The sequence below is a fragment of the Paenibacillus sp. FSL M7-1455 genome (assembly GCF_038004655.1).
Taxonomy (GTDB): domain Bacteria; phylum Bacillota; class Bacilli; order Paenibacillales; family Paenibacillaceae; genus Paenibacillus_AQ; species Paenibacillus_AQ cookii.
On sequence record NZ_JBBORO010000001.1, the window covers coordinates 5456453 to 5475000 of the forward strand.

At 53.4% G+C, this 18548-nt stretch carries 16 protein-coding genes and 2 rRNA genes (1 of these 18 cut by a window edge); 1 reads left to right on the forward strand and 17 read right to left on the reverse strand.

What is annotated here, in order from left to right:
* The 7 genes from NYE48_RS25080 to NYE48_RS25110 all read right to left on the reverse strand — a co-directional run bounded on the left by NYE48_RS25080 (position 1) and on the right by NYE48_RS25110 (position 7065).
* Positions 1 to 471 carry a Mini-ribonuclease 3 gene (locus NYE48_RS25080; RefSeq protein ID WP_341000292.1) on the reverse strand — a complete coding sequence of 157 codons (471 nt, stop codon included), beginning with the start codon at positions 469 to 471 and terminating at the stop codon, positions 1 to 3.
* Entirely contained in the window at positions 468 to 1874 is a 1407-nt protein-coding gene (cysS, locus tag NYE48_RS25085; protein ID WP_341000293.1) for a cysteine--tRNA ligase, read from the reverse strand. The genes NYE48_RS25080 and cysS overlap by 4 nt, the downstream gene beginning before the upstream one ends.
* A gap of 136 nt (positions 1875 to 2010) precedes the next feature.
* Positions 2011 to 2694: a serine O-acetyltransferase gene (cysE, locus tag NYE48_RS25090; RefSeq protein WP_036712663.1), complete on the reverse strand. Its 684-nt coding sequence runs from the start codon at positions 2692 to 2694 to the stop codon at positions 2011 to 2013.
* Positions 2695 to 3224: 530 nt separating this feature from the next.
* The gene (gene gltX / locus NYE48_RS25095; protein ID WP_036712522.1) at positions 3225 to 4688 is read right to left on the reverse strand and encodes a glutamate--tRNA ligase; all 1464 of its coding nucleotides are present in this window, start codon (positions 4686 to 4688) and stop codon (positions 3225 to 3227) included.
* Between the two features lie 51 nt (positions 4689 to 4739).
* The gene (ispF, locus tag NYE48_RS25100) at positions 4740 to 5228 is read right to left on the reverse strand and encodes a 2-C-methyl-D-erythritol 2,4-cyclodiphosphate synthase (protein WP_036712520.1); all 489 of its coding nucleotides are present in this window, start codon (positions 5226 to 5228) and stop codon (positions 4740 to 4742) included.
* Entirely contained in the window at positions 5225 to 5929 is a 705-nt protein-coding gene (gene ispD / locus NYE48_RS25105) for a 2-C-methyl-D-erythritol 4-phosphate cytidylyltransferase (protein WP_036712517.1), read from the reverse strand. Before ispD ends, ispF begins: the two co-directional genes overlap by 4 nt.
* A gap of 59 nt (positions 5930 to 5988) precedes the next feature.
* Positions 5989 to 7065, reverse strand: a complete 1077-nt coding sequence (locus NYE48_RS25110; protein WP_341000294.1) for a PIN/TRAM domain-containing protein — start codon at positions 7063 to 7065, stop codon at positions 5989 to 5991.
* Positions 7066 to 7272: 207 nt separating this feature from the next.
* Here NYE48_RS25110 and NYE48_RS25115 point away from each other — a divergent pair, with 207 nt between their 5' ends.
* Positions 7273 to 7668, forward strand: a complete 396-nt coding sequence (locus NYE48_RS25115; protein WP_212952137.1) for a DUF1573 domain-containing protein — start codon at positions 7273 to 7275, stop codon at positions 7666 to 7668.
* Between the two features lie 96 nt (positions 7669 to 7764).
* Here the strand turns inward: NYE48_RS25115 and pssA are convergent, their stop codons facing one another.
* The 10 genes from pssA to NYE48_RS25165 all read right to left on the reverse strand — a co-directional run.
* Positions 7765 to 8493, reverse strand: a complete 729-nt coding sequence (gene pssA / locus NYE48_RS25120; protein WP_036712512.1) for a CDP-diacylglycerol--serine O-phosphatidyltransferase — start codon at positions 8491 to 8493, stop codon at positions 7765 to 7767.
* Between the two features lie 55 nt (positions 8494 to 8548).
* Positions 8549 to 9625 (reverse strand): DNA integrity scanning diadenylate cyclase DisA, encoded by a 1077-nt coding sequence (gene disA, locus NYE48_RS25125; protein WP_036712509.1) that lies wholly within the window; start codon positions 9623 to 9625, stop codon positions 8549 to 8551.
* Positions 9626 to 9637: 12 nt separating this feature from the next.
* Positions 9638 to 11005: a DNA repair protein RadA gene (radA, locus tag NYE48_RS25130; RefSeq protein WP_212952138.1), complete on the reverse strand. Its 1368-nt coding sequence runs from the start codon at positions 11003 to 11005 to the stop codon at positions 9638 to 9640.
* Between the two features lie 250 nt (positions 11006 to 11255).
* A complete protein-coding gene (gene clpC, locus NYE48_RS25135; RefSeq protein ID WP_212952139.1) occupies positions 11256 to 13706 on the reverse strand; it encodes an ATP-dependent protease ATP-binding subunit ClpC in 2451 nt (816 codons plus the stop codon).
* A gap of 96 nt (positions 13707 to 13802) precedes the next feature.
* Positions 13803 to 14864, reverse strand: coding sequence for a protein arginine kinase (locus NYE48_RS25140; RefSeq protein WP_212952140.1), 1062 nt, complete (start codon positions 14862 to 14864; stop codon positions 13803 to 13805).
* 26 nt (positions 14865 to 14890) lie between these two features.
* Positions 14891 to 15415, reverse strand: a complete 525-nt coding sequence (locus tag NYE48_RS25145) for a UvrB/UvrC motif-containing protein (RefSeq protein ID WP_036712508.1) — start codon at positions 15413 to 15415, stop codon at positions 14891 to 14893.
* Positions 15416 to 15443: 28 nt separating this feature from the next.
* Complete coding sequence (locus NYE48_RS25150) at positions 15444 to 15905, reverse strand: CtsR family transcriptional regulator (protein ID WP_212952141.1); 462 nt, start codon at positions 15903 to 15905, stop codon at positions 15444 to 15446.
* A 589-nt stretch (positions 15906 to 16494) separates the two neighbouring features.
* Positions 16495 to 17670, reverse strand: coding sequence for a GNAT family N-acetyltransferase (locus NYE48_RS25155; RefSeq protein ID WP_341000295.1), 1176 nt, complete (start codon positions 17668 to 17670; stop codon positions 16495 to 16497).
* 476 nt (positions 17671 to 18146) lie between these two features.
* A 5S ribosomal RNA gene (gene rrf / locus NYE48_RS25160) occupies positions 18147 to 18263 on the reverse strand.
* A 147-nt stretch (positions 18264 to 18410) separates the two neighbouring features.
* Positions 18411 to 18548, reverse strand: a 23S ribosomal RNA gene (locus NYE48_RS25165); it runs 2910 nt beyond the window's last position.

Consider the following 18548-nt stretch of genomic DNA (forward strand, 5'->3'; position numbering starts at 1 on the left):
TTATTTGATATGACTCTGCTGCAGCATGTAATCGATTCCCATGCCGATGAGCTCCCGCATCCGGTCGTGCCGCTGCGCGTAATACAAATACCCGATCAAACTCTCGAACGCCGTGGCATGACGATATTCGAGCACGTTCGCGTTTTTCGGAATGCTGCCGGATTTGGCGTTGCGCCCTTGCCTGACGACGTCCTTCTCCTCGTCGGTCAAGACGGGCTCGAGCGCCGCCAGAATCCGGCTTTGCGCTTTCGCGGATACGATGCCGGTCGCTTGGTGGTGAAGCTGGTTCGGCTTCAGGTTCCGTTTGGAAATCAGGTACTGCCTGACCGCCACTTCATAAATGGCATCCCCGATGTACGCAAGCACGATCGGGGGAATCAGCCGAGGCTGCCTGGAAGGCGGGTATTCGAACCAGCCGTTCCATTCATCCCCCGCTTCCGGCGGCAGCCCTGCATTGTCCCGGCCGCTCATTTGCGCCGCCAGCGCATGCCTTGCGCCGTATCCTCCAGCACGATCCCCTGCGCCGCCAGCTGGTCGCGGATTTCGTCGGCACGGCTCCAGTTTTTATCCTTGCGGGCCTGCGCGCGCTCCACGATCAGTTGTTCGACTTCTTCATCCAAAAGCACGGCGTCTTCCCCGCCATACAGGCGAAGCACGGCGTTCAGTTGTTCGAAGGCGGACAGCATCAGCTTCAGCTCTTCCGGATTGACGACAGGCTGCTGCAGCAGCGAATTCGTTTCGTTGACCCATTCGAAAACCGAGGTAATCGCATCCGGCGTGTTGAAGTCGTCGTTCATTTTCTCGTAATACTGACTCAAAATGCCGTCCAGCTTCTGCTTCAGCTCCTCGCGGACCGCTCCATGCCCGTCGGGCGTCACCGTTTCCAGGCGGTGCTTCAGGTTGGAGACGGCGTTCGCGATGCGCTCCACGCTGTTCGTCGCCTGATTCATCGTTTCGGCGTTGAAGTTCAGCGGGTTGCGGTAATGCGTCGAAAGCATGAAATAGCGGATCGCTTCTTTTTTGAATTCCTTGCGCAAATCTTTGACGAGTATGCCGTTGCCGAGCGATTTCGACATTTTTTCGTTGTTGATTTTGATGTAGCCGTTATGCATCCAGTAGCGCGCCAACGGCTCGCCCGTCAGCGCTTCGGATTGGGCCACTTCGCATTCATGGTGCGGGAACTGCAAATCCTGCCCGCCCCCGTGGATGTCGATCGTGTCCCCCAAATAACGGCGGGCCATGGCCGAGCATTCGATATGCCAACCCGGACGTCCGTCTCCCCACGGGCTGGACCAATAAATTTCGCCGGGTTTCGCCGCTTTCCAAAGCACGAAATCCTCCGGATTTTCCTTTCGCTCGTCGACGTTGATCCGGATCCCGAACTGGAGTTCATCCAGCTTTTGGTGCGACAGCTTGCCGTAATCCGGGAATTTGTTCGTACGGTAGAAGACGTCGCCGCCTTTTTCGTATGCGAAGCCTTTCTCCTCCAGCTCCCGAATGAAAGCGATGATATTGTCCATGTTCTCGGTGACTCGCGGATTGACCGTTGCTTTTTCGATGCCCAGTCCTTCCAGATCCTCGTAATAAGCCTTGATGAACGTATCGGCAACCTCCGGCACGGTGCTGCCCATTTGCTCTGCCTTCCGGATCAGCTTGTCGTCCACGTCCGTGAAGTTGACGACGTAATTGACCTCGTTGCCGATTTGCTCCAGGTACGTGCGGACCACATCGAAAAAGATCATGGGACGGGCGTTGCCGATATGAATGTAGTCATACACGGTCGGCCCGCACACATACATTTTTACCTTTCCCGGTTCCATCGGTACAAACTCTTCTTTGGAGCGTGTCAACGTATTATATATTTGAAGCGCCATAGTCACTTTTCCTTTCGTTCGGGATTTTCAGCCAAAATCCTCGGTTTTTCTTATCTTTCTTATCCAATCGCGATTCAGGCGAATCATCGGCGCCGGCTTCGCTTCCCGCGTGCAACGCCCTTGTCCGGAACGGGCTTTATTCCCCCTGCTCCGGTTCCCGCGCGGCATGGATTCGGACCAGCTCGCCGCGTTCGCCTTTCAGGTTTTCCAGTTCGCTGCGAAGCCGGTCGATCTCCTGCTGCATGCTGCGAAGCGAATCGACGATCGGGTCGGGCAGCTGGTGGCTGAGCCGGTCGACGCGGCGGCCGTCCTGCTTCACGATCCGGCCCGGAATGCCGACGACCGTACTGTTCGGCGGTACTTCCTTGAGCACGACGGAGTTGGCTCCAATGTTGCTTTGGTCGCCCACCTTAAAAGAACCCAGAACCTTTGCGCCGGAAGCGATGACGACGTTGTTGCCGATCGTCGGATGGCGTTTGCCTTTTTCCTTCCCCGTACCGCCAAGCGTTACGCCCTGGTAAATGACGACGTCGTCGCCGATCTCGCAGGTTTCCCCAATCACGACGCCCATGCCGTGGTCGATAAAGAGCCTGTTGCCGATTTTCGCGCCGGGGTGGATTTCGATTCCCGTCATGAAACGGCTGAACTGCGAAATGACGCGGGCAAGGGTGAACCATCGGCGGGTGTACAGCTTGTGCGCGATCCGGTGAGCCCAGATGGCGTGCAATCCCGAGTAGGTGAATACCACTTCGAACAGGCTTCTGGCGGCCGGATCGTTTTCAAATACCGTCTGGATGTCCGATCTGATTCTTTTAAACATGTCCGTTCCCCTCTTTGTGCTCTTCTCTTCCTTCGCTCCCATAAGCGCAGGCTGCCGCCGTCCGGCGGCTCGCCTGAAAACCAAAAAACGCCTCGGCAGCTTACGCTGCAGAGGCGTTATGATACGCGGTTCCACTCTGCTTGAATCCGGCCTGATCGGCGCGTCGTTCTTTCTGATGCGCACGGCTGGATTCCACTCGATTGCCCTGATAACGGGGGACCTTCCGGCATAGTCTAACGGCTCCGGACGGAACCGCTCATCCATGCAGCTCACAGGCGCATTTCCGCAGCCGGCATATGGATAACTTCCAGCCAGCATGGAAAGCAAATTCTCCATGAGGTTATCCTCTCTGGTAAATGCCTGAGGCTAAAGCGTACTTCTCCTGCTCATCGCTCTTTCGATCACTTCGTCTATAATATCCGGCCTGTTCTTATAGACAGGCTCTATAGATCTTATTTTGGTAGTTATTATATCCGAAAATACATCGGGCTGACAAGAAAGTTTTCGGGATTTGGGCGCAGCCTTCCCGGTCAAGCTCCCTTGATCTGCGATCTCAGCCGTTCGATGACCCGGTCCTTGCCGAGCAAATAGATCGTTTCGTTCAGGTCGCGCCCGTGCATCTGGCCCGTCAGCGCCACGCGGATCGGCATAAAGAGCTGTTTGCCTTTAAAGCCCGTTTCCTTTTGCACCTCTTTGATCATGGCCGCGATCTGCGGCGCCGAATATTCGGCGGAAGCTTCGATTTTTTCAAGCAAGGCTTTCAGCACGGCCGGCACATGCTCCTCGCCCAAAATCGGCAGGGCTTCGGCGTCCACTTCCAGATGGGTCCGGAAAAACATGGCCGATAATTCGACGATGTCCGAAGCGGCGACCATTTGCTCTTGGTACAGGGCAACCAGTTTTTTCGCCCACGCTTCCTGTTCGGCGGAAAGCTCGGCAGGAAGGCGGCCCGCTTTTTGCAAATGCGGAATCGCAAGCTTGGCGATACGTTCCGGGTCGGCTTTTTTAATGTATGCGTTGTTCAGGTGCGCCAGCTTGTTCTGGTCAAACACCGCCGGGCTTTTCGACAGACGGTCCGGATTGAAGATTTTGATCAATTCCTCCAGGCTGTAGATCTCCTCTTCCCCTTCGGGCGACCAGCCGAGCAGGGCGATGAAGTTGACGAGCGCTTCGGGCAAATATCCGAGCTGGTCGTATTGCTCGATGAACTGGATGATCGATTCATCCCGTTTGCTGAGCTTTTTGTGGTTTTCGTTCACGATCAGCGTCATATGGCCGAAACGCGGCGGCTCCCAGCCGAGCGCTTCATAAATCATCAGCTGCCGCGGCGTGTTGGAAATATGGTCTTCCCCGCGCAGCACGTGGCTGATTTGCATCAGGTGATCGTCGATGACGACCGCGTAGTTGTATGTCGGAATGCCGTCTTTTTTGACGATGACGAAGTCGCCGGTATCCTGGGTATTAAACGAAATCGTTCCTTTGACCATATCGTCGAACGTATACGTTTTGTTTTCGGGAACGCGGAAACGGATGCTTGCCACGCGCCCTTCCGCTTCGTACGCCTTGCGCTGCTCTTCGGTCAGATTGCGGTGCTTGCCGGAATAACGCGGGGTTTCGCCGCGCGCAAGCTGCTCTTCCCGTTCCTTTTCAAGCTCTTCTTCCGTGCAGTAGCAGTAATAAGCAAGCCCTCTGTCCAGCAGCTCCTGCGTGTATTTGTTGTAAATGTCGAGACGTTCGGTCTGACGGTAAGGTCCGTACTCCCCGCCGATATCGATGCTTTCGTCCCAATCGAGGCCGAGCCATTTCAAATATTTCAGTTGGCTTTCTTCGCCCCCGGCGATGTTGCGCTTGACGTCGGTATCCTCGATCCGGATCACGAAGTCCCCGCCCTGATTGCGGGCATACAAATAGTTGAACAGCGCCGTTCTGGCGTTTCCGATATGTAAATGTCCCGTAGGACTCGGTGCGTACCGTACGCGAACTTTATCAGTCATGGTCATACCCCTCCGCATTGTGTTTACTTACGTTTCTACCGCTCAAATCCTTCAAGATGATAGCACATCTTTGACAAGGCAGACAACCGATTGCGCCGCGATTCCTTCGCCTCTGCCGGTGAAGCCGAGCTGTTCAGTCGTCGTCGCCTTGACGTTCACCTGTTCCAGGTCCGCATCAAGGGCGCGGGCGATCACCTCGGCCATCTGCGGGATGTACGGCGCCATTTTCGGCTTCTGCGCGATGATGGTGGAGTCGATGTTCCCCAGGCGGTATCCCCGCTCCTTGGCCATCTCCCATACATGCAGCAGCAGCTTCAAACTATCTGCGTCCTTGAATTTCGGATCGGTATCGGGAAAATGCTTGCCGATATCGCCAAGCCCCAGCGCGCCGAGAATCGCATCGGTCACCGCGTGCAAAAGCACGTCCGCGTCGGAATGGCCAAGCAAGCCTTTTTCGTAAGGAACGGTGACGCCCCCGATGATGCACGGCCTGCCTTCCACCAGCTGATGCACGTCAAATCCTTGTCCTACTCGTATCATCTACTCTTCTCTCCCCTGCGTTTTAACATGAATGCGGCATACTCCAGATCTTCCGGCGTCGTGATTTTGATGTTGGTGTAACTGCCTTCGACGACCGCAACGGGAATGCCCATTCGTTCCACGAGCATGGAATCGTCCGTGCCGACGAAGCCGTCGGCCTCGGCCAGCTCATGCGCTTTTTTCAAATCGGAAAGACGAAAAGCCTGTGGGGTATGGATCGCCCACAGACTTCGGCGGTCGGGGGTTCCTTCGATCATTCCCGAACCGCTCACCCACTTGATGGTATCCTTCACGGGAACCGCCAGCACCGCCGCCCCGGTGAGCAGGGCTTTTTGATGGCATGCCTCGATTCTTTCCGGTTCGACAAACGGTCTGACGCCGTCATGAACCATTACCCATTCCGTGCTGATCTCTAACAAGCCTTTATATACGGACTGCTGTCTTTCCTTGCCGCCCGGCACGATTTTCGCCACTTTGCGAAGCCCGTACCGGTCAATCCACCCGGCGCATCGTTCGATGTCTTCCGCTCCGGTCACCAGGACGATTTCCCGAACCAGCGGCATCCGGTCGAAGACCTCCAATGTATGGATCACGATGGGCTTGTCGTCCATTAGCAGGTACTGCTTGCTTTCGCGGGTCCCCATTCTTGAACCCTTGCCCGCGGAAACCACCACGACGCCCACGCTATTTTGATTGTCCAAAACGAGATTTGCCTCCTCAACCACCGTAAGAAAAAATGTATACCCCCATCATACCCCTTTTACTGGGCTTTTTCCAACAGTTTCGGTTTGGCGAAGATCATCCGTCCGGCCGAAGTTTGAAGCACGCTTGTCACCAGCACTTCCATCATGCTGCCGATGTAATCGCGCCCGCCCTCGACCACGATCATCGTGCCGTCATCCAGATAGGCCACGCCTTGGCCGTGTTCTTTGCCGTCCTTGATGACCTGTACCATGATCTCTTCTCCCGGCAGCACGACCGGCTTTACGGCGTTTGCCAGATCATTGATGTTAAGCACCGACACGCCCTGCAGCTCGCACACCTTGTTCAGGTTAAAATCGTTGGTGACGACTTTCCCCTGCAGCACCTTGGCCAGCTTGACCAGCTTGCTGTCGACTTCGGAAATTTCCTCGAAATCCCCTTCGTAGATCAGGACCCGAACGTCCAGCTCCTTCTGGATTTTGTTCAAAATATCGAGCCCTCTGCGGCCGCGGTTGCGTTTGAGCAAATCCGACGAATCCGCGATATGCTGCAGCTCTTCGAGCACGAACTCGGGAATGACGATCGTTCCTTCGATAAACCCGGTTTTGCAAATATCCGCGATGCGGCCGTCGATAATGACGCTGGTGTCCAAAATTTTATGCTCTTCGATTTTCCGGTCCTCGTACGCATCGGCCTTGCTCCACCGTCCCGAGGTCCACAGCGTCGCCAGCTCGTCTTTTTTGTCCAAACCGACCCGGAATCCGATGTAGCCGCAAAACAACGTCAGCCCCACGGCTGCAATCTCACCCGCTTTTCCCGCCCAAGCAAGGCTCGGATAGATCAGCAGGGATAACAGCAAACCTCCCGTCAAACCGGCCGCTCCCGCCGCCAGTTCATTCATCGGCATTCCCGCAAACATCTGGATCATCGATTGAAAGCGTGCCGCGAGCGCCTGAGCGCACAGGGAACCTATCAACAAAAATAAAATTGCTCCAAGTCCTGCAAACATCAAGCTGCCCCATACGGATTGATCAATACCTAAACTCGGGAACGTCCATCCGGCTGATTGATGAAGGGTATAACCTGTCCAAGCGCCGCACAGACCGGCAAACGCCACGATGAATTTTCTCAGCATAAGTTCCCACACCTCCTTGATTGTATCAGTCATACATATTTCCTTAGCAGTATGGTCCAATTTTGGAGCACATAATCCTTCGCAGCCCAAATTTTTCTATCGGATCTGCAAAAGGTCCTTTCGTTAGGAGTCTCAATTTTGGTTGAAAATGGGCAAATGCCTGGCATATAATGAACTCAATTCTTAAGCTAGAGGTGAAAAGGAAAAATGAGCGCACCAAGTTTACAGGCTTTTCAGGATCAGGTTTCCGAATTGTTGCTCCGTCACCGCAGTCTGCTGGATGTCTTGTCCAAAAACGGGCAAAGCAGCGCATCCGTCAACCGGGCTGTTGCCAAGGCCGTTACGGACTGCGGCTGTATCGAACTCCACGCCACCAAACAGTCCTTTGAACCCGAAGTGAGCCTGGAGGAAGCGAAAGACGTGGCCCGGACTCACGTACGCGGAGAGTTATGCGAAAACTGCAAGGAAATCATCAGCGCCGAACTGGGACGCAATATTTTTTACATGTCGGCCTTGTGCAACCTCCTCGGCATCAACATGGATGAAGTCGTCCAGAAGGAGTCCCAGAAATGCTCCACGCTTGGCTTGTTTAATCTGTCATAGAACGAAAGCAATCCCGCGCATTCGAATAAACGGCAACAAAAAAAGCATTTATTTCCGCTGCGGACAGCGAGAAATAAATGCTTTTTATTTTTCCGGCTAGGAATGATCGTTAAACACGTTTTGATCCGCCGATTGGTCATGATTCCGTCTGCGGGTCAGCTTCTCCACGTTTTGCTTTAATCCGTAGGCCGCATACAGCACCAGCGGAACGAAAATAAGCTTGGATATCTGATCCGGAAAAATCACGGCGACGGCGACTCCCGCGATAATCACGACGGGGGCGTACATCACGGCTTTTTTCGGGAGCCCCACTTTCTTGAAATTCGGATACTTCACCGTGCTAACCATCAAATACGACAGGACCAACATGGCAAAAATCATGTAAGGAGCCGAAATTTCTTTATGGAACAGCGACAACGTGGCCAAAACGCCACCTGCAGCCGGTATAGGCAAACCAATGAAATAGCCCGGAATCCCGGATTGAACGTTAAACCTTGCGAGGCGCAAAGCGCCGCAAATCGGGAATATGGCCGTCACGGCCCAGATGAGCGCATGGTGCATGCCATGAAAAGAAGTAACGTACATGATAAGTGCGGGTGCAACTCCAAAAGAAATGACATCCGAGAGAGAATCCAGTTCCTTGCCGAATTCACTTTGTGCATTGAGCGCCCGGGCCACCCGGCCGTCCAATCCGTCGCAAAGCATCGCAATAATGATCATGATGGCTGCCAAGCTGAATTTGTTGTCAAAGGCCAGCATAATTCCTACCATTCCGAGAAACAAGTTACCTAACGTAAACATGTTCGGAATTGATTTCGTAAACATTATTTCACCTCGAATTTTTTTAGTACCCCCGTATCATCACTTGATTGTATGGCATTTAAATTTGTCTGTCAATGAACACTTGCTCCTGCAACCGCTTCAAACCTTCCTTGATGTTGCGGGCTCTGACTTCGCCAATTCCATCCACTTCATCCAATTCCTCGATGGTTGCCATCATGATATGCGGAAGCCGGCCGAAACGCTCGACCAAATTATGGATGATAACGTTCGGCAGCCGCGGAATTTTGTTCAGGATGCGGTATCCGCGCGGAGCGATCGATTCCTCCGAATTCGCCGCCGAGATCGGATAGCCGAGAAGCCGCATGACGTAATGGATATCCAGCAGTTCATCGTCGGTAGCCCGCTTCAGTCCGGATATCATCTCGCGGATTTTGTCGTCGTTGTCTTCGCGGGCGTAATCCTTGTACAGAAGCCATGCTTCCTCTTCCATGTTGCTGACGAGCTCTTCCATCTGCATGCTGATCAGCCGGCCTTCGTTGCCCAGCTCATTGATATAGCGCTTAATCTCCATTTTGATGCGCAGCACCATTTCGACCCGCTGAATGACATTGACGACCTCCGGTACCGTCACCAGCTCTTCGAATTCTGATGCCGAGAGGTTGGTAAGCGACTGGTTCAGCACCGCCCGGTATTTTTCCAGCGTTTGCAGCGCCTGGTTCGCCTTCGTCAGAATAACGCCGATTTCCTTCAGCGCATATCGAAGCGTGCCTTGATATAAAGTGATAATGTTGCGGCGTTGCGAAATCGACACGACCAGCTTTCCGGTCTGCTTGGCGACGCGCTCCGCGGTACGGTGGCGGATGCCCGTTTCGGTCGAGGAAATGGAGGAATCCGGAATCAGCTGGGTATTGGCGTACAGAATCCGCTTCAGGTCCTCGCTCAAAATGATCGCTCCGTCCATCTTGGCAAGCTCGTAGAGGTAGTTCGGCGAAAAATCGCAGTTGATCGAAAAACCGCCGTCGACCACCTCCATCACTTCCGGACTGTAGCCGACGACAAGCAGCCCGCCGGTTTTGGCTCGCAGCACGTTTTCCAGGCCGTCCCGAAACGGGGTGCCTGGTGCAACCAGCTTGAGCAGGTCATTCATTTTATCCAATTGGCTCGGTTCCTTCATCTCTTATGCCCCCTAATCTAACGCGACCGCTAGCGCATCTGCCACGGTATTGATGCCAATGATTTCGATTCCTTTGGGGTGCTTCCACCCCTTCAAGCTTTTTTCCGGCATGATGATCCGTTTGAAGCCGAGCTTCTCGGCTTCCCTTACCCGCTGCTCGGCACGCGAGACGGCCCGGACTTCGCCGGTCAAGCCTACTTCGCCGAACATCACGTCATACGGTTTTGTCGGAATATCTCGAAAGCTGGAGGCGATGCTGACAGCAATCGCCAAATCGACCGCCGGTTCATCCAGCTTCACGCCTCCGGCTACATTCAAATAGGCGTCCTGGTTCTGGAGGAACATGCCCATCCGTTTTTCCAGCACGGCGATAATGAGCCCCATCCGGTGATGGTCGACGCCCGTGCACATCCGCCGCGGCGACGGAAAATGCGTGGCGGATACAAGCGCCTGGAGCTCGACCAAAACCGGCCGGGTTCCTTCCATGCTGGCCACCACCGTCGAGCCGGCCACCCCAAGCGGACGTTCGGACAGAAACAGTTCGGACGGATTCTCCACTTCCACCAGTCCGGATTCGTTCATTTCGAAAATGCCGATCTCGTTCGTGGACCCGAAGCGGTTTTTCACCGCGCGCAGCAAACGGTATGTATGATGCCGTTCACCTTCAAAATAGAGCACGCAGTCCACCATATGTTCAAGCAGTCGCGGACCCGCGATGGCTCCTTCCTTCGTAACATGCCCGACAAGAACGGTTGCAATGCCCATGCCTTTCGCTACGCGCATGAACCGGGCCGTGCACTCCCTGACCTGGGCCACGCTGCCCGGAGCGCTCGTCACTTCCGGAATGTATACGGTCTGGATGGAGTCGATCACGAGAAACTGCGGTTGAATGCTGTTGATCGCTTCCTCGATCAGATCCATGTTCGTTTCGCAAAGCACGTACAGCTCCGGAGACAAGGCTCCGAGCCGGTCGGCGCGAAGTTTGGTCTGGCGTACCGATTCCTCCCCGGAGATATACAGGACGCGCAGGCCCGACACGGTCAACGCATGCGAGGTTTGCAGCAGCAGCGTCGACTTCCCGATCCCCGGATCGCCGCCGACCAAAATGAGCGACCCCGGCACGATCCCTCCGCCGAGCACGCGGTTCAGCTCGCCGATGCCGGTATGCACGCGCGCTTCATTGCTGCTTTCTATATTTATGATCGAAAGCGCCTTTTCTTTACTATGAAAGAGCGGAGAATTCATCCCCTGCGTTTTAATGACGCTTTCGGTTTCTTCGATCATGGTATTCCAAGCTTGACAACCCGGACATTTGCCATACCATTTGGCAGCCTCATAGCCGCATTCTGTGCAATAAAATTTCGTTTTCGTTTTAGCCATGATCTCTCCTTAGAGGTAATGGATTTTGTCTAAATTTGTCGATCACTCAGAAAATTGGCATTATTATAATTTTACCATTTATTAAGTTTTATCGTAAAGTATTTGAAAAAAGTTTACATAAAGAATAGAAAAACGGTTTTATGGCTTGCATCGTTCCATCCGTATCCGGTCACACAAAAAAAGGACTGGCCCGCCGCTAAACCAGCAGCAGCGGGTCAATCCTTTTCATTAAACTAAGCTGTAGCTTTCATTACGCTTCGGACGTTGCGGATACGTTATCCGCCTTTTTTACCGTCAACTCGCCGTTTTCCTCATCGATTACCAGCGAGTCGCCTTTGGCCACCTTGCCGGTCAGAAGCTCTTCGGACAAACGGTCCTCGATATGCTTCTGAATCGCGCGGCGCAGCGGACGGGCACCGAAAGCAGGGTCGTAGCCTTCCTTCGCCAGGAACGCTTTGGCCTTGTCTGTCAGCGTAAAGTCCACGTCGTATTCGCGCAGCCGTTTGCGGAGTTCTTCGGCCATCAGCGAGACGATTTCGGCGATGTGCTTCTCTTCCAGCGAGTGGAAGACGATGATTTCGTCGATCCGGTTCAGGAACTCCGGACGGAAGCTTTTCTTCAGCTCGCCCATGACTTTGTCTTTCATGTTGTTGTAGTCGGCGCCGGCATCGTTGACCGCCGTAAAGCCGAGCGTGGAGTTCCGTTTGATCGCTTCCGCCCCGACGTTGGACGTCAGAATGATCAGCGTGTTGCGGAAATCGACCACGCGGCCTTTGGAGTCGGTCAAGCGTCCGTCTTCAAGCACCTGCAGCAGGATGTTGAATACTTCCGGATGCGCCTTTTCGATTTCGTCGAGGAGCACGACGGAATACGGTTTGCGGCGAACCTTCTCGGTCAGCTGGCCACCTTCCTCGTAACCGACGTATCCCGGAGGCGCTCCGACCAGTCTCGACGTGGAGTGTTTCTCCATGTATTCGGACATGTCGATGCGGATGACCGCATTTTCGTCGCCGAACATCGCTTCCGCAAGGGCGCGTGCCAGCTCGGTTTTACCTACGCCGGTAGGACCGAGGAAAATAAACGAACCGATCGGACGTTTCGGATCCTTCAGGCCGGCGCGGGAGCGGCGAACGGCGCGGCTGACGGCTTTGACCGCCTCTTCCTGGCCGATGACGCGTTCATGGAGAATGTTCTCCATGTTCAGCAGGCGTTCGGTTTCTTCTTCCTTCAGCTTGCGTACCGGAATTCCGGTCCAGCTGGATACCACTTGCGCGATATCCTCCGGCGTTACCTCGGAATCGGTGCGGCCTTGTTTTTCTTTCCATTGGTTTTTGGTGATTTCAAGCTCTTCGCGGATTTTTTGCTCGGTGTCGCGAAGCGCCGCCGCTTTTTCGAATTCCTGGCTTTGCACCGCCGAATCCTTTTCCTTGCGGATGTCTTCGAGACGGCTTTCCAGCTCTTTCAGGTTTGGCGGGATCGTGTACGTGTGAAGCCTTACTTTCGAACCCGCCTCGTCGATCAGGTCGATCGCTTTATCCGGCAGGAACCGGTCGGAAATGTAGCGGTCGGACAGCTTCACGGCTTCCACGATCGCTTCATCCGTAATTTTCACGCGGTGATGGGCTTCGTAACGGTCGCGCAGGCCGAACAGGATTTGGATCGCTTCTTCCGGGGAAGGCTGATCCACCGTAATCGGCTGGAAGCGGCGTTCCAAGGCGGCATCTTTTTCGATGTATTTCCGGTATTCGTCGAGCGTCGTGGCGCCGATGCATTGCAGCTCGCCGCGGGCCAGCGACGGCTTCAGAATGTTCGAGGCGTCGATTGCGCCTTCCGCTCCGCCTGCGCCGATCAGCGTATGCAGCTCGTCGATGAACAGGATGATATTGCCGGCTTGGCGGATTTCATCCATGATTTTTTTCAGGCGGTCTTCGAATTCGCCGCGGTATTTGGTGCCGGCCACGACCGAACCCATATCGAGGGTCATGACGCGTTTGTCGCGAAGCGTTTCCGGAATTTCGTTGTTGATGATTTTTTGGGCGAGTCCTTCCGCGATCGCGGTTTTACCTACCCCGGGCTCGCCGATCAGTACCGGGTTGTTTTTGGTACGGCGGCTGAGCACTTGAATGACGCGCTCGATTTCATTGCTCCGTCCGATGACCGGATCCAGGTTGCCCTCTTTGGCAATGGCCGTCAGGTCACGGGCCAGAGAATCCAGCGTCGGCGTGCTGACGTTGGCCTGGGAACCGTGGTGGCTGGATACGGCCTCGCTGCTGCCAAGCAGCTGCAGCACTTGCTGGCGCGCTTTGTTCAGGCTGATGCCCAAATTGTTCAATACGCGGGCCGCAACGCCTTCCCCTTCGCGGATCAGTCCGAGCAGGATATGCTCCGTCCCCACGTAGGTATGTCCCAGCTTGCGGGCTTCGTCCATGGACAGCTCGATGACTTTTTTGGCGCGCGGAGTGTAGGCGATATTGGTCGGCTGCTCCTGACCTCTGCCGATGAGCGTTTCCACTTCATCCTGGATTTTTTCGAGTCCGAGTCCTAGCCCGATCAATGCCTTCGCGGCAATGCCGTCACCCTCGCGAATCAGCCCAAGCAAAATATGCTCCGTACCGATGTTGTTGTGTCCTAAACGGACGGCTTCCTCCTGAGCGAGTGCCAGCACTTTCTGAGCGCGTTCCGTAAATCTTCCGAACATCATTCTCCTGCACCTCCATGAGTTTGAAATATGATTTCAAGAATTTTTGCATTCTCGTTTCCATCGAATTCTCGTTTGCTTTCAGTCTAAAACTTCGGCTCAGGCTTTCGCCAGAGTCTCGCGAATCAACCTTGCCCGGTAAATGTCGCGTTCCTCGCTGTTCATGTCGTGGCCGTATTTTTTTTGCAAAAAACCCGGCTGCGTCATGACGTTCAGTTCGTTCATCACCGGAATGGAAGGTCCCTGCACGATCCCCAGGTCTATCCCCAGACGCACGTCCGATAACCGCTGCCCGGCCTCCTTGGAATCCATGACCTCCGCATACGACAAAATGCCGTAAGACCGTTTGATCCGATCCGTAATGCGCAGTCGCGAATCGTTCATAAGGCGTGCCCGCGCGTTTTTTTCGTGTTCGATGATCTGCAATACGACGCTGTGCAGGTTATCGATGATTTCGTATTCGGTTTGCCCGAGCGTGATCTGGTTGGAGATTTGAAACAGGTTACCTATTGCTTCGCTGCCTTCCCCGTAAATTCCTCTTACGGTCAGGCCGACTTGCGAGACCGCGGACAAAATCCGGTTAATCTGCTGCGTCATCACAAGGGCCGGCAGATGCATCATCACCGATGCCCGGAGTCCTGTTCCCACATTGGTCGGACAGCTGGTCAGGTAACCGCGCTTATCGTCAAAAGCGTAATCCACCTCGGCTTCGAACAGGTCGTCGATGGCGGTCGCCTTTTCCCACGCTTCGCGGACCTGGAAACCCGGGTACAGACATTGGATGCGAAGATGATCCTCTTCGTTAATCATAATGCTGACCGATTCGTCCTCGCTGATCATGACGGCTCCGTTTTGGGACTCGCCTGCGAGGCTTGGGCTGATCAAGTGCTTTTCGACCAGCACCCTTTTGTCGATCGGCTCGATTTCATCCAGCTTGACGGTATAAAACGTCCCTAAAGACTTAAGATTCGGAGTCTCCGCCACTTGGGCCAGACGATTGAGCACTTCCTCCGACTGCTGGCGCGTGGCCAAAAGGGGAAAAGGCATGTGCTGCAGGTTCCGTGCGATCCGTACCCGGCTGCTGATCACGATGTCGGAGTCGCTTGCCGTCCCCCGCATCCATTCGCTCAGCGCTTTCTCGGTAAACCGGAGATTGGGCATCACGCATTCCTCCTTAAGCGAATACTTTACTGTCCTGCCATTTCTTTTTCAAGCGTTCTGATTCGATCCCGAAGCTGGGCGGCTTCCTCGAATTCCTCCTGTTGGATCCGCCGCTGAAGCTCGAGCTTCAAATCGTCGATTTGACGTTTCAATTGAATCCGGCTGCCGCTTCTTTTCGGTACTTTACCGACGTGGACGGTGTTCCCGTGCACCCTTTTGAACAAAGGATCGAGGCGGTCGCCAAAATATTTATAACAGGAGCTGCAGCCGAACCGGCCGATTTTGCTGAACTGGGTATACGTCATTCCGCATTCCTCGCACCGCAGGGATTGGGGGGTTTTGACGCTGCTGGCCATCCCTTTGCCCGCGGTTTCAAAATCGAGCAGCCCCGATAGCAAGCTGTGTATGGAGAACCCTCCCGAGGTGCCGGGAAGCATCTCTCCTCTTTCCCTTGCGCAAGTTTCGCAAATGTGAAATTCATTTTTTTCGCCGTTTACGATTTTGGTGAAATGCAGCGTCGCGGGTCTTTTACCGCATTCTTGGCATAACATATTGCTGTACCTCCTTTTCCCTGTAGACTTATTTGCCTAACAAAGAAATCAGCATCGCCTTCATCATTCTTGCACGTAATTCATCCCTGTACGGAAGTTTGACCATCAAAGCCTCCCTGGAAACGGCCGCCCGCATCATGTTCGCTTCACGTTTGGTGAGAACCCGGGCCTCCTCCAGCTGGTAGATGAGCCCTTCCGCGACCGTCTGGTCGATGGTATCGCCAATCGTCTGATGCAGATGAGTATGAAGCGCCGAATATTGCGGAAGATCGATGCGCCGAATCCGGATGTATCCGCCGCCTCCGCGCTTGCTTTCCACGAGATAACCTTTTTCCAGCGTAAAACGGGTGCTTATGACATAATTGATTTGGGAAGGCACGCAAGAAAAATGGTCCGCCAAATCATTACGCTGTATTTCGATCAAACCGTTGGGACTCTCATGCAAAATACTCTTCAGATATTGTTCAATAACATCAGAGATATTACGCATCGTTCATCCTCCACTTGGTTCAGGATTTTGCTTCCGCCCGGTTCCGGACTTCGCGCAAAATCCGCGTATTGCTTGCAGAAAGCCAAGCCGAGTTACCCCATATTCGCGGCCGATGATCCCGGTATTTACTATGGACATTAACCAAAGAGCCGTCATGCGAACCGTAACCCTACAAGCCGCAACAGACGGCGGCAGGGTCTTCAGCAGCGCATGGTTAGTGTAACTTCAGACCATTCGGATCATACATAATCTGCAGGATTCCAACAGTATATGCATGTTTGATCAATAATTGACTTTGACTTTCTTTGACTATATTATAACACATTCTCGCATTTTGCCAAGGGGCGCCCGTAAAATTGCTCCGCAATCGGTATGTACGCCGTTTTGCCTTTCCCAGCATCTTTTATCATTTTTGACCTTTTTGCTTTATTCCATCCCTATAAGCGTACAAGAATATCGCATTTAGTGAGAATTGCTTTAAAGACAGGCATCCGTCCCTTGTTTCCGTGCTTTTATGCCTCATTTCGCGAATAAAAAACTCCCCTGCATTCATGCAGGAGAGTCGGGCATCCGGCGGCCCGGAAATGTTTTAGAAAAAGTCCAACAAAAAGGTTCGGCCAAGGGGGATCACCCGTTCCAAGTATGCGACCGCTTCCGGCTCGCCTGCCAATCTTCCCATGTTCAACAACTCGCCGGGACGTTTGTAACCGAGCATCATCGTCGTCAAGGTCTGGATATCCAAGCTTAGCTGTACCGGTTCCGACGGATCTGCGGCCGTTACGGCTGCTGTTCCCTCCGGAGACAACGCGATTTTCCACTTTCCTTCGTTCCAAGGGGCGTAAGGGTCCTGAATCTGAACCGTCCATGCCTGCTCCTTTCCGTCGCTTTGGAAGGCATATGCCTCAATGAAGCCGGGAACGTTTACGATCCGGGCCATCCCGAACGGAACGATTTCCTGCGTGATTCGCGGATCCGCCAGCATGTATGTCAAACCGTCATCCACCGGCATATGATCGAGCACCGTTTGTTTGATCATGGAATCGTGATTGCCGATAAACGTCCATAACGCCTGTCTGGCTTCTTCCGTCAGGTAAATAAACTCGTACACCTGCATTTCTTGCTTCTGGACTTTATATAAGAGGAAACCTTGCGGTTCGCCCGCTGAATCGTAATATACGGCCGTTTGGTCCTCTTCGTCGTTCAGGATCGCATGCTTCCAGCGGTCTTCATCCCGAACCATCATGCCGTTGTAACGGCTGGCGTAAGCTTCATAGACACGGTTTAAAACCGAGATATCCGTCACGCCGCGGCGAACGGTACCCTCCGTAACTTGTTTGGCGGGCAGTTTTTCCGTAGAAATGACGTATTTTATAAAATCGCTGAACATTTCCCAGCCAAATTTACGGTAAAACGCAAACGAAAACGGATGCAGCATAGAGATCAGCTTTCCGGATTCGTTCATCACTTGCAGCGAATGGGTAAGCAACTGCTTCACCAAGCCCTGTCTACGGTATTCGGGCCATGTGGCCACGCCGGCTACCCCGGACATCGGCATTTTTTTGCCGTTGACGAAAATGTCCACGTTGAGCAGACCCAGCTTGGCGCTTAGGCGCCCCTCTTCATCAAACATGCCCCATGTATTTTCGGGCTTGAATCGTTTCCTGGCTTTCTCTTTCGCCTCCGCGGTCATCTTGTATTGAAAGGCGTACTCGCCCAGCTCCATCGCGGCATCGAATTCTTCCGGTTTTAATGTTCTGATCTCCATCCCGTTTCACCTCGCTATGTATTCGTAAAACGATAAATTAACAAAGCAATTGCGACTTTCTGTGGATTACACATCGAGTATGTCAAACAGGCCTGGCAAAGTCAATGAATTACCCACAAGATCAGGAATTCTAAAAACGACGGCGGGGCTTTATTGCATAAATTAGAACAAAACCTGTGAATGATGGGGATGAATTTGTGAATTTGTGGACGAAATTTTAAGGAAAAGCAGACGGGGTGTGTGCGAGTGGGATAAGTATGTGCACAAAATGAAAATAAATGATCGTATTGTCGCTTTTTCTGTGGATGGCCCAAATGCGTTAGGGATCATCCACAGCGCAATCGGGAATATGTGCATGAAAACTGCGCGAAAACGGGAATATTGGTGCCTTATCCACTGTGTAATCGTAAATCTCGCTTCTTTATCCACAGCAAATAAAAAAACCACCGTCGATTGTTCATCAACAGTGGTCCTTCGCTTGGCAGCGTCCTACTCTCCCAGGACCCTTCGGTCCAAGTACCATCGGCGCTGGAGGGCTTAACGGTCGTGTTCGGGATGGGTACGCGTGGAACCCCTCCGCTATCGCCACCAAACGATTCAAGTGGTTTGATCACCTGAAAACTAGATACGAAACGTTTGCGTTTTATTTTCCGTAGCATTTCCCGGTTTTAAATCCGGGGCCCCCGAAAAGTATTCGGATTGAACCGCGAAGCCTAAGCTTCACTTTTTGGGGTACTTTTTAGGATAAGCCCTCGACCGATTAGTATTGGTCAGCTCCATGCATTGCTGCACTTCCACCTCCAACCTATCTACCTCGTCGTCTTCAAGGGGTCTTACATACTGGGAAATCTCATCTTGAGGGGGGCTTCACGCTTAGA

Excerpts from the sequence above, each read along its gene's own strand:
- NYE48_RS25080 (WP_341000292.1), bottom strand. The coding sequence starts at position 471 with ATGAGCGGCCGGGACAATGCAGGGCTGCCGCCGGAAGCGGGGGATGAA.
- cysS (WP_341000293.1), bottom strand. The coding sequence starts at position 1,874 with ATGGCGCTTCAAATATATAATACGTTGACACGCTCCAAAGAAGAGTTT.
- cysE (WP_036712663.1), bottom strand. The coding sequence starts at position 2,694 with ATGTTTAAAAGAATCAGATCGGACATCCAGACGGTATTTGAAAACGAT.
- gltX (WP_036712522.1), bottom strand. The coding sequence starts at position 4,688 with ATGACTGATAAAGTTCGCGTACGGTACGCACCGAGTCCTACGGGACAT.
- ispF (WP_036712520.1), bottom strand. The coding sequence starts at position 5,228 with ATGATACGAGTAGGACAAGGATTTGACGTGCATCAGCTGGTGGAAGGC.
- NYE48_RS25110 (WP_341000294.1), bottom strand. The coding sequence starts at position 7,065 with ATGCTGAGAAAATTCATCGTGGCGTTTGCCGGTCTGTGCGGCGCTTGG.
- NYE48_RS25115 (WP_212952137.1), top strand. The coding sequence starts at position 7,273 with ATGAGCGCACCAAGTTTACAGGCTTTTCAGGATCAGGTTTCCGAATTG.
- pssA (WP_036712512.1), bottom strand. The coding sequence starts at position 8,493 with ATGTTTACGAAATCAATTCCGAACATGTTTACGTTAGGTAACTTGTTT.
- disA (WP_036712509.1), bottom strand. The coding sequence starts at position 9,625 with ATGAAGGAACCGAGCCAATTGGATAAAATGAATGACCTGCTCAAGCTG.
- radA (WP_212952138.1), bottom strand. The coding sequence starts at position 11,005 with ATGGCTAAAACGAAAACGAAATTTTATTGCACAGAATGCGGCTATGAG.
- clpC (WP_212952139.1), bottom strand. The coding sequence starts at position 13,706 with ATGATGTTCGGAAGATTTACGGAACGCGCTCAGAAAGTGCTGGCACTC.
- NYE48_RS25140 (WP_212952140.1), bottom strand. The coding sequence starts at position 14,864 with ATGCCCAATCTCCGGTTTACCGAGAAAGCGCTGAGCGAATGGATGCGG.
- NYE48_RS25145 (WP_036712508.1), bottom strand. The coding sequence starts at position 15,415 with ATGTTATGCCAAGAATGCGGTAAAAGACCCGCGACGCTGCATTTCACC.
- NYE48_RS25150 (WP_212952141.1), bottom strand. The coding sequence starts at position 15,905 with ATGCGTAATATCTCTGATGTTATTGAACAATATCTGAAGAGTATTTTG.
- NYE48_RS25155 (WP_341000295.1), bottom strand. The coding sequence starts at position 17,670 with ATGGAGATCAGAACATTAAAACCGGAAGAATTCGATGCCGCGATGGAG.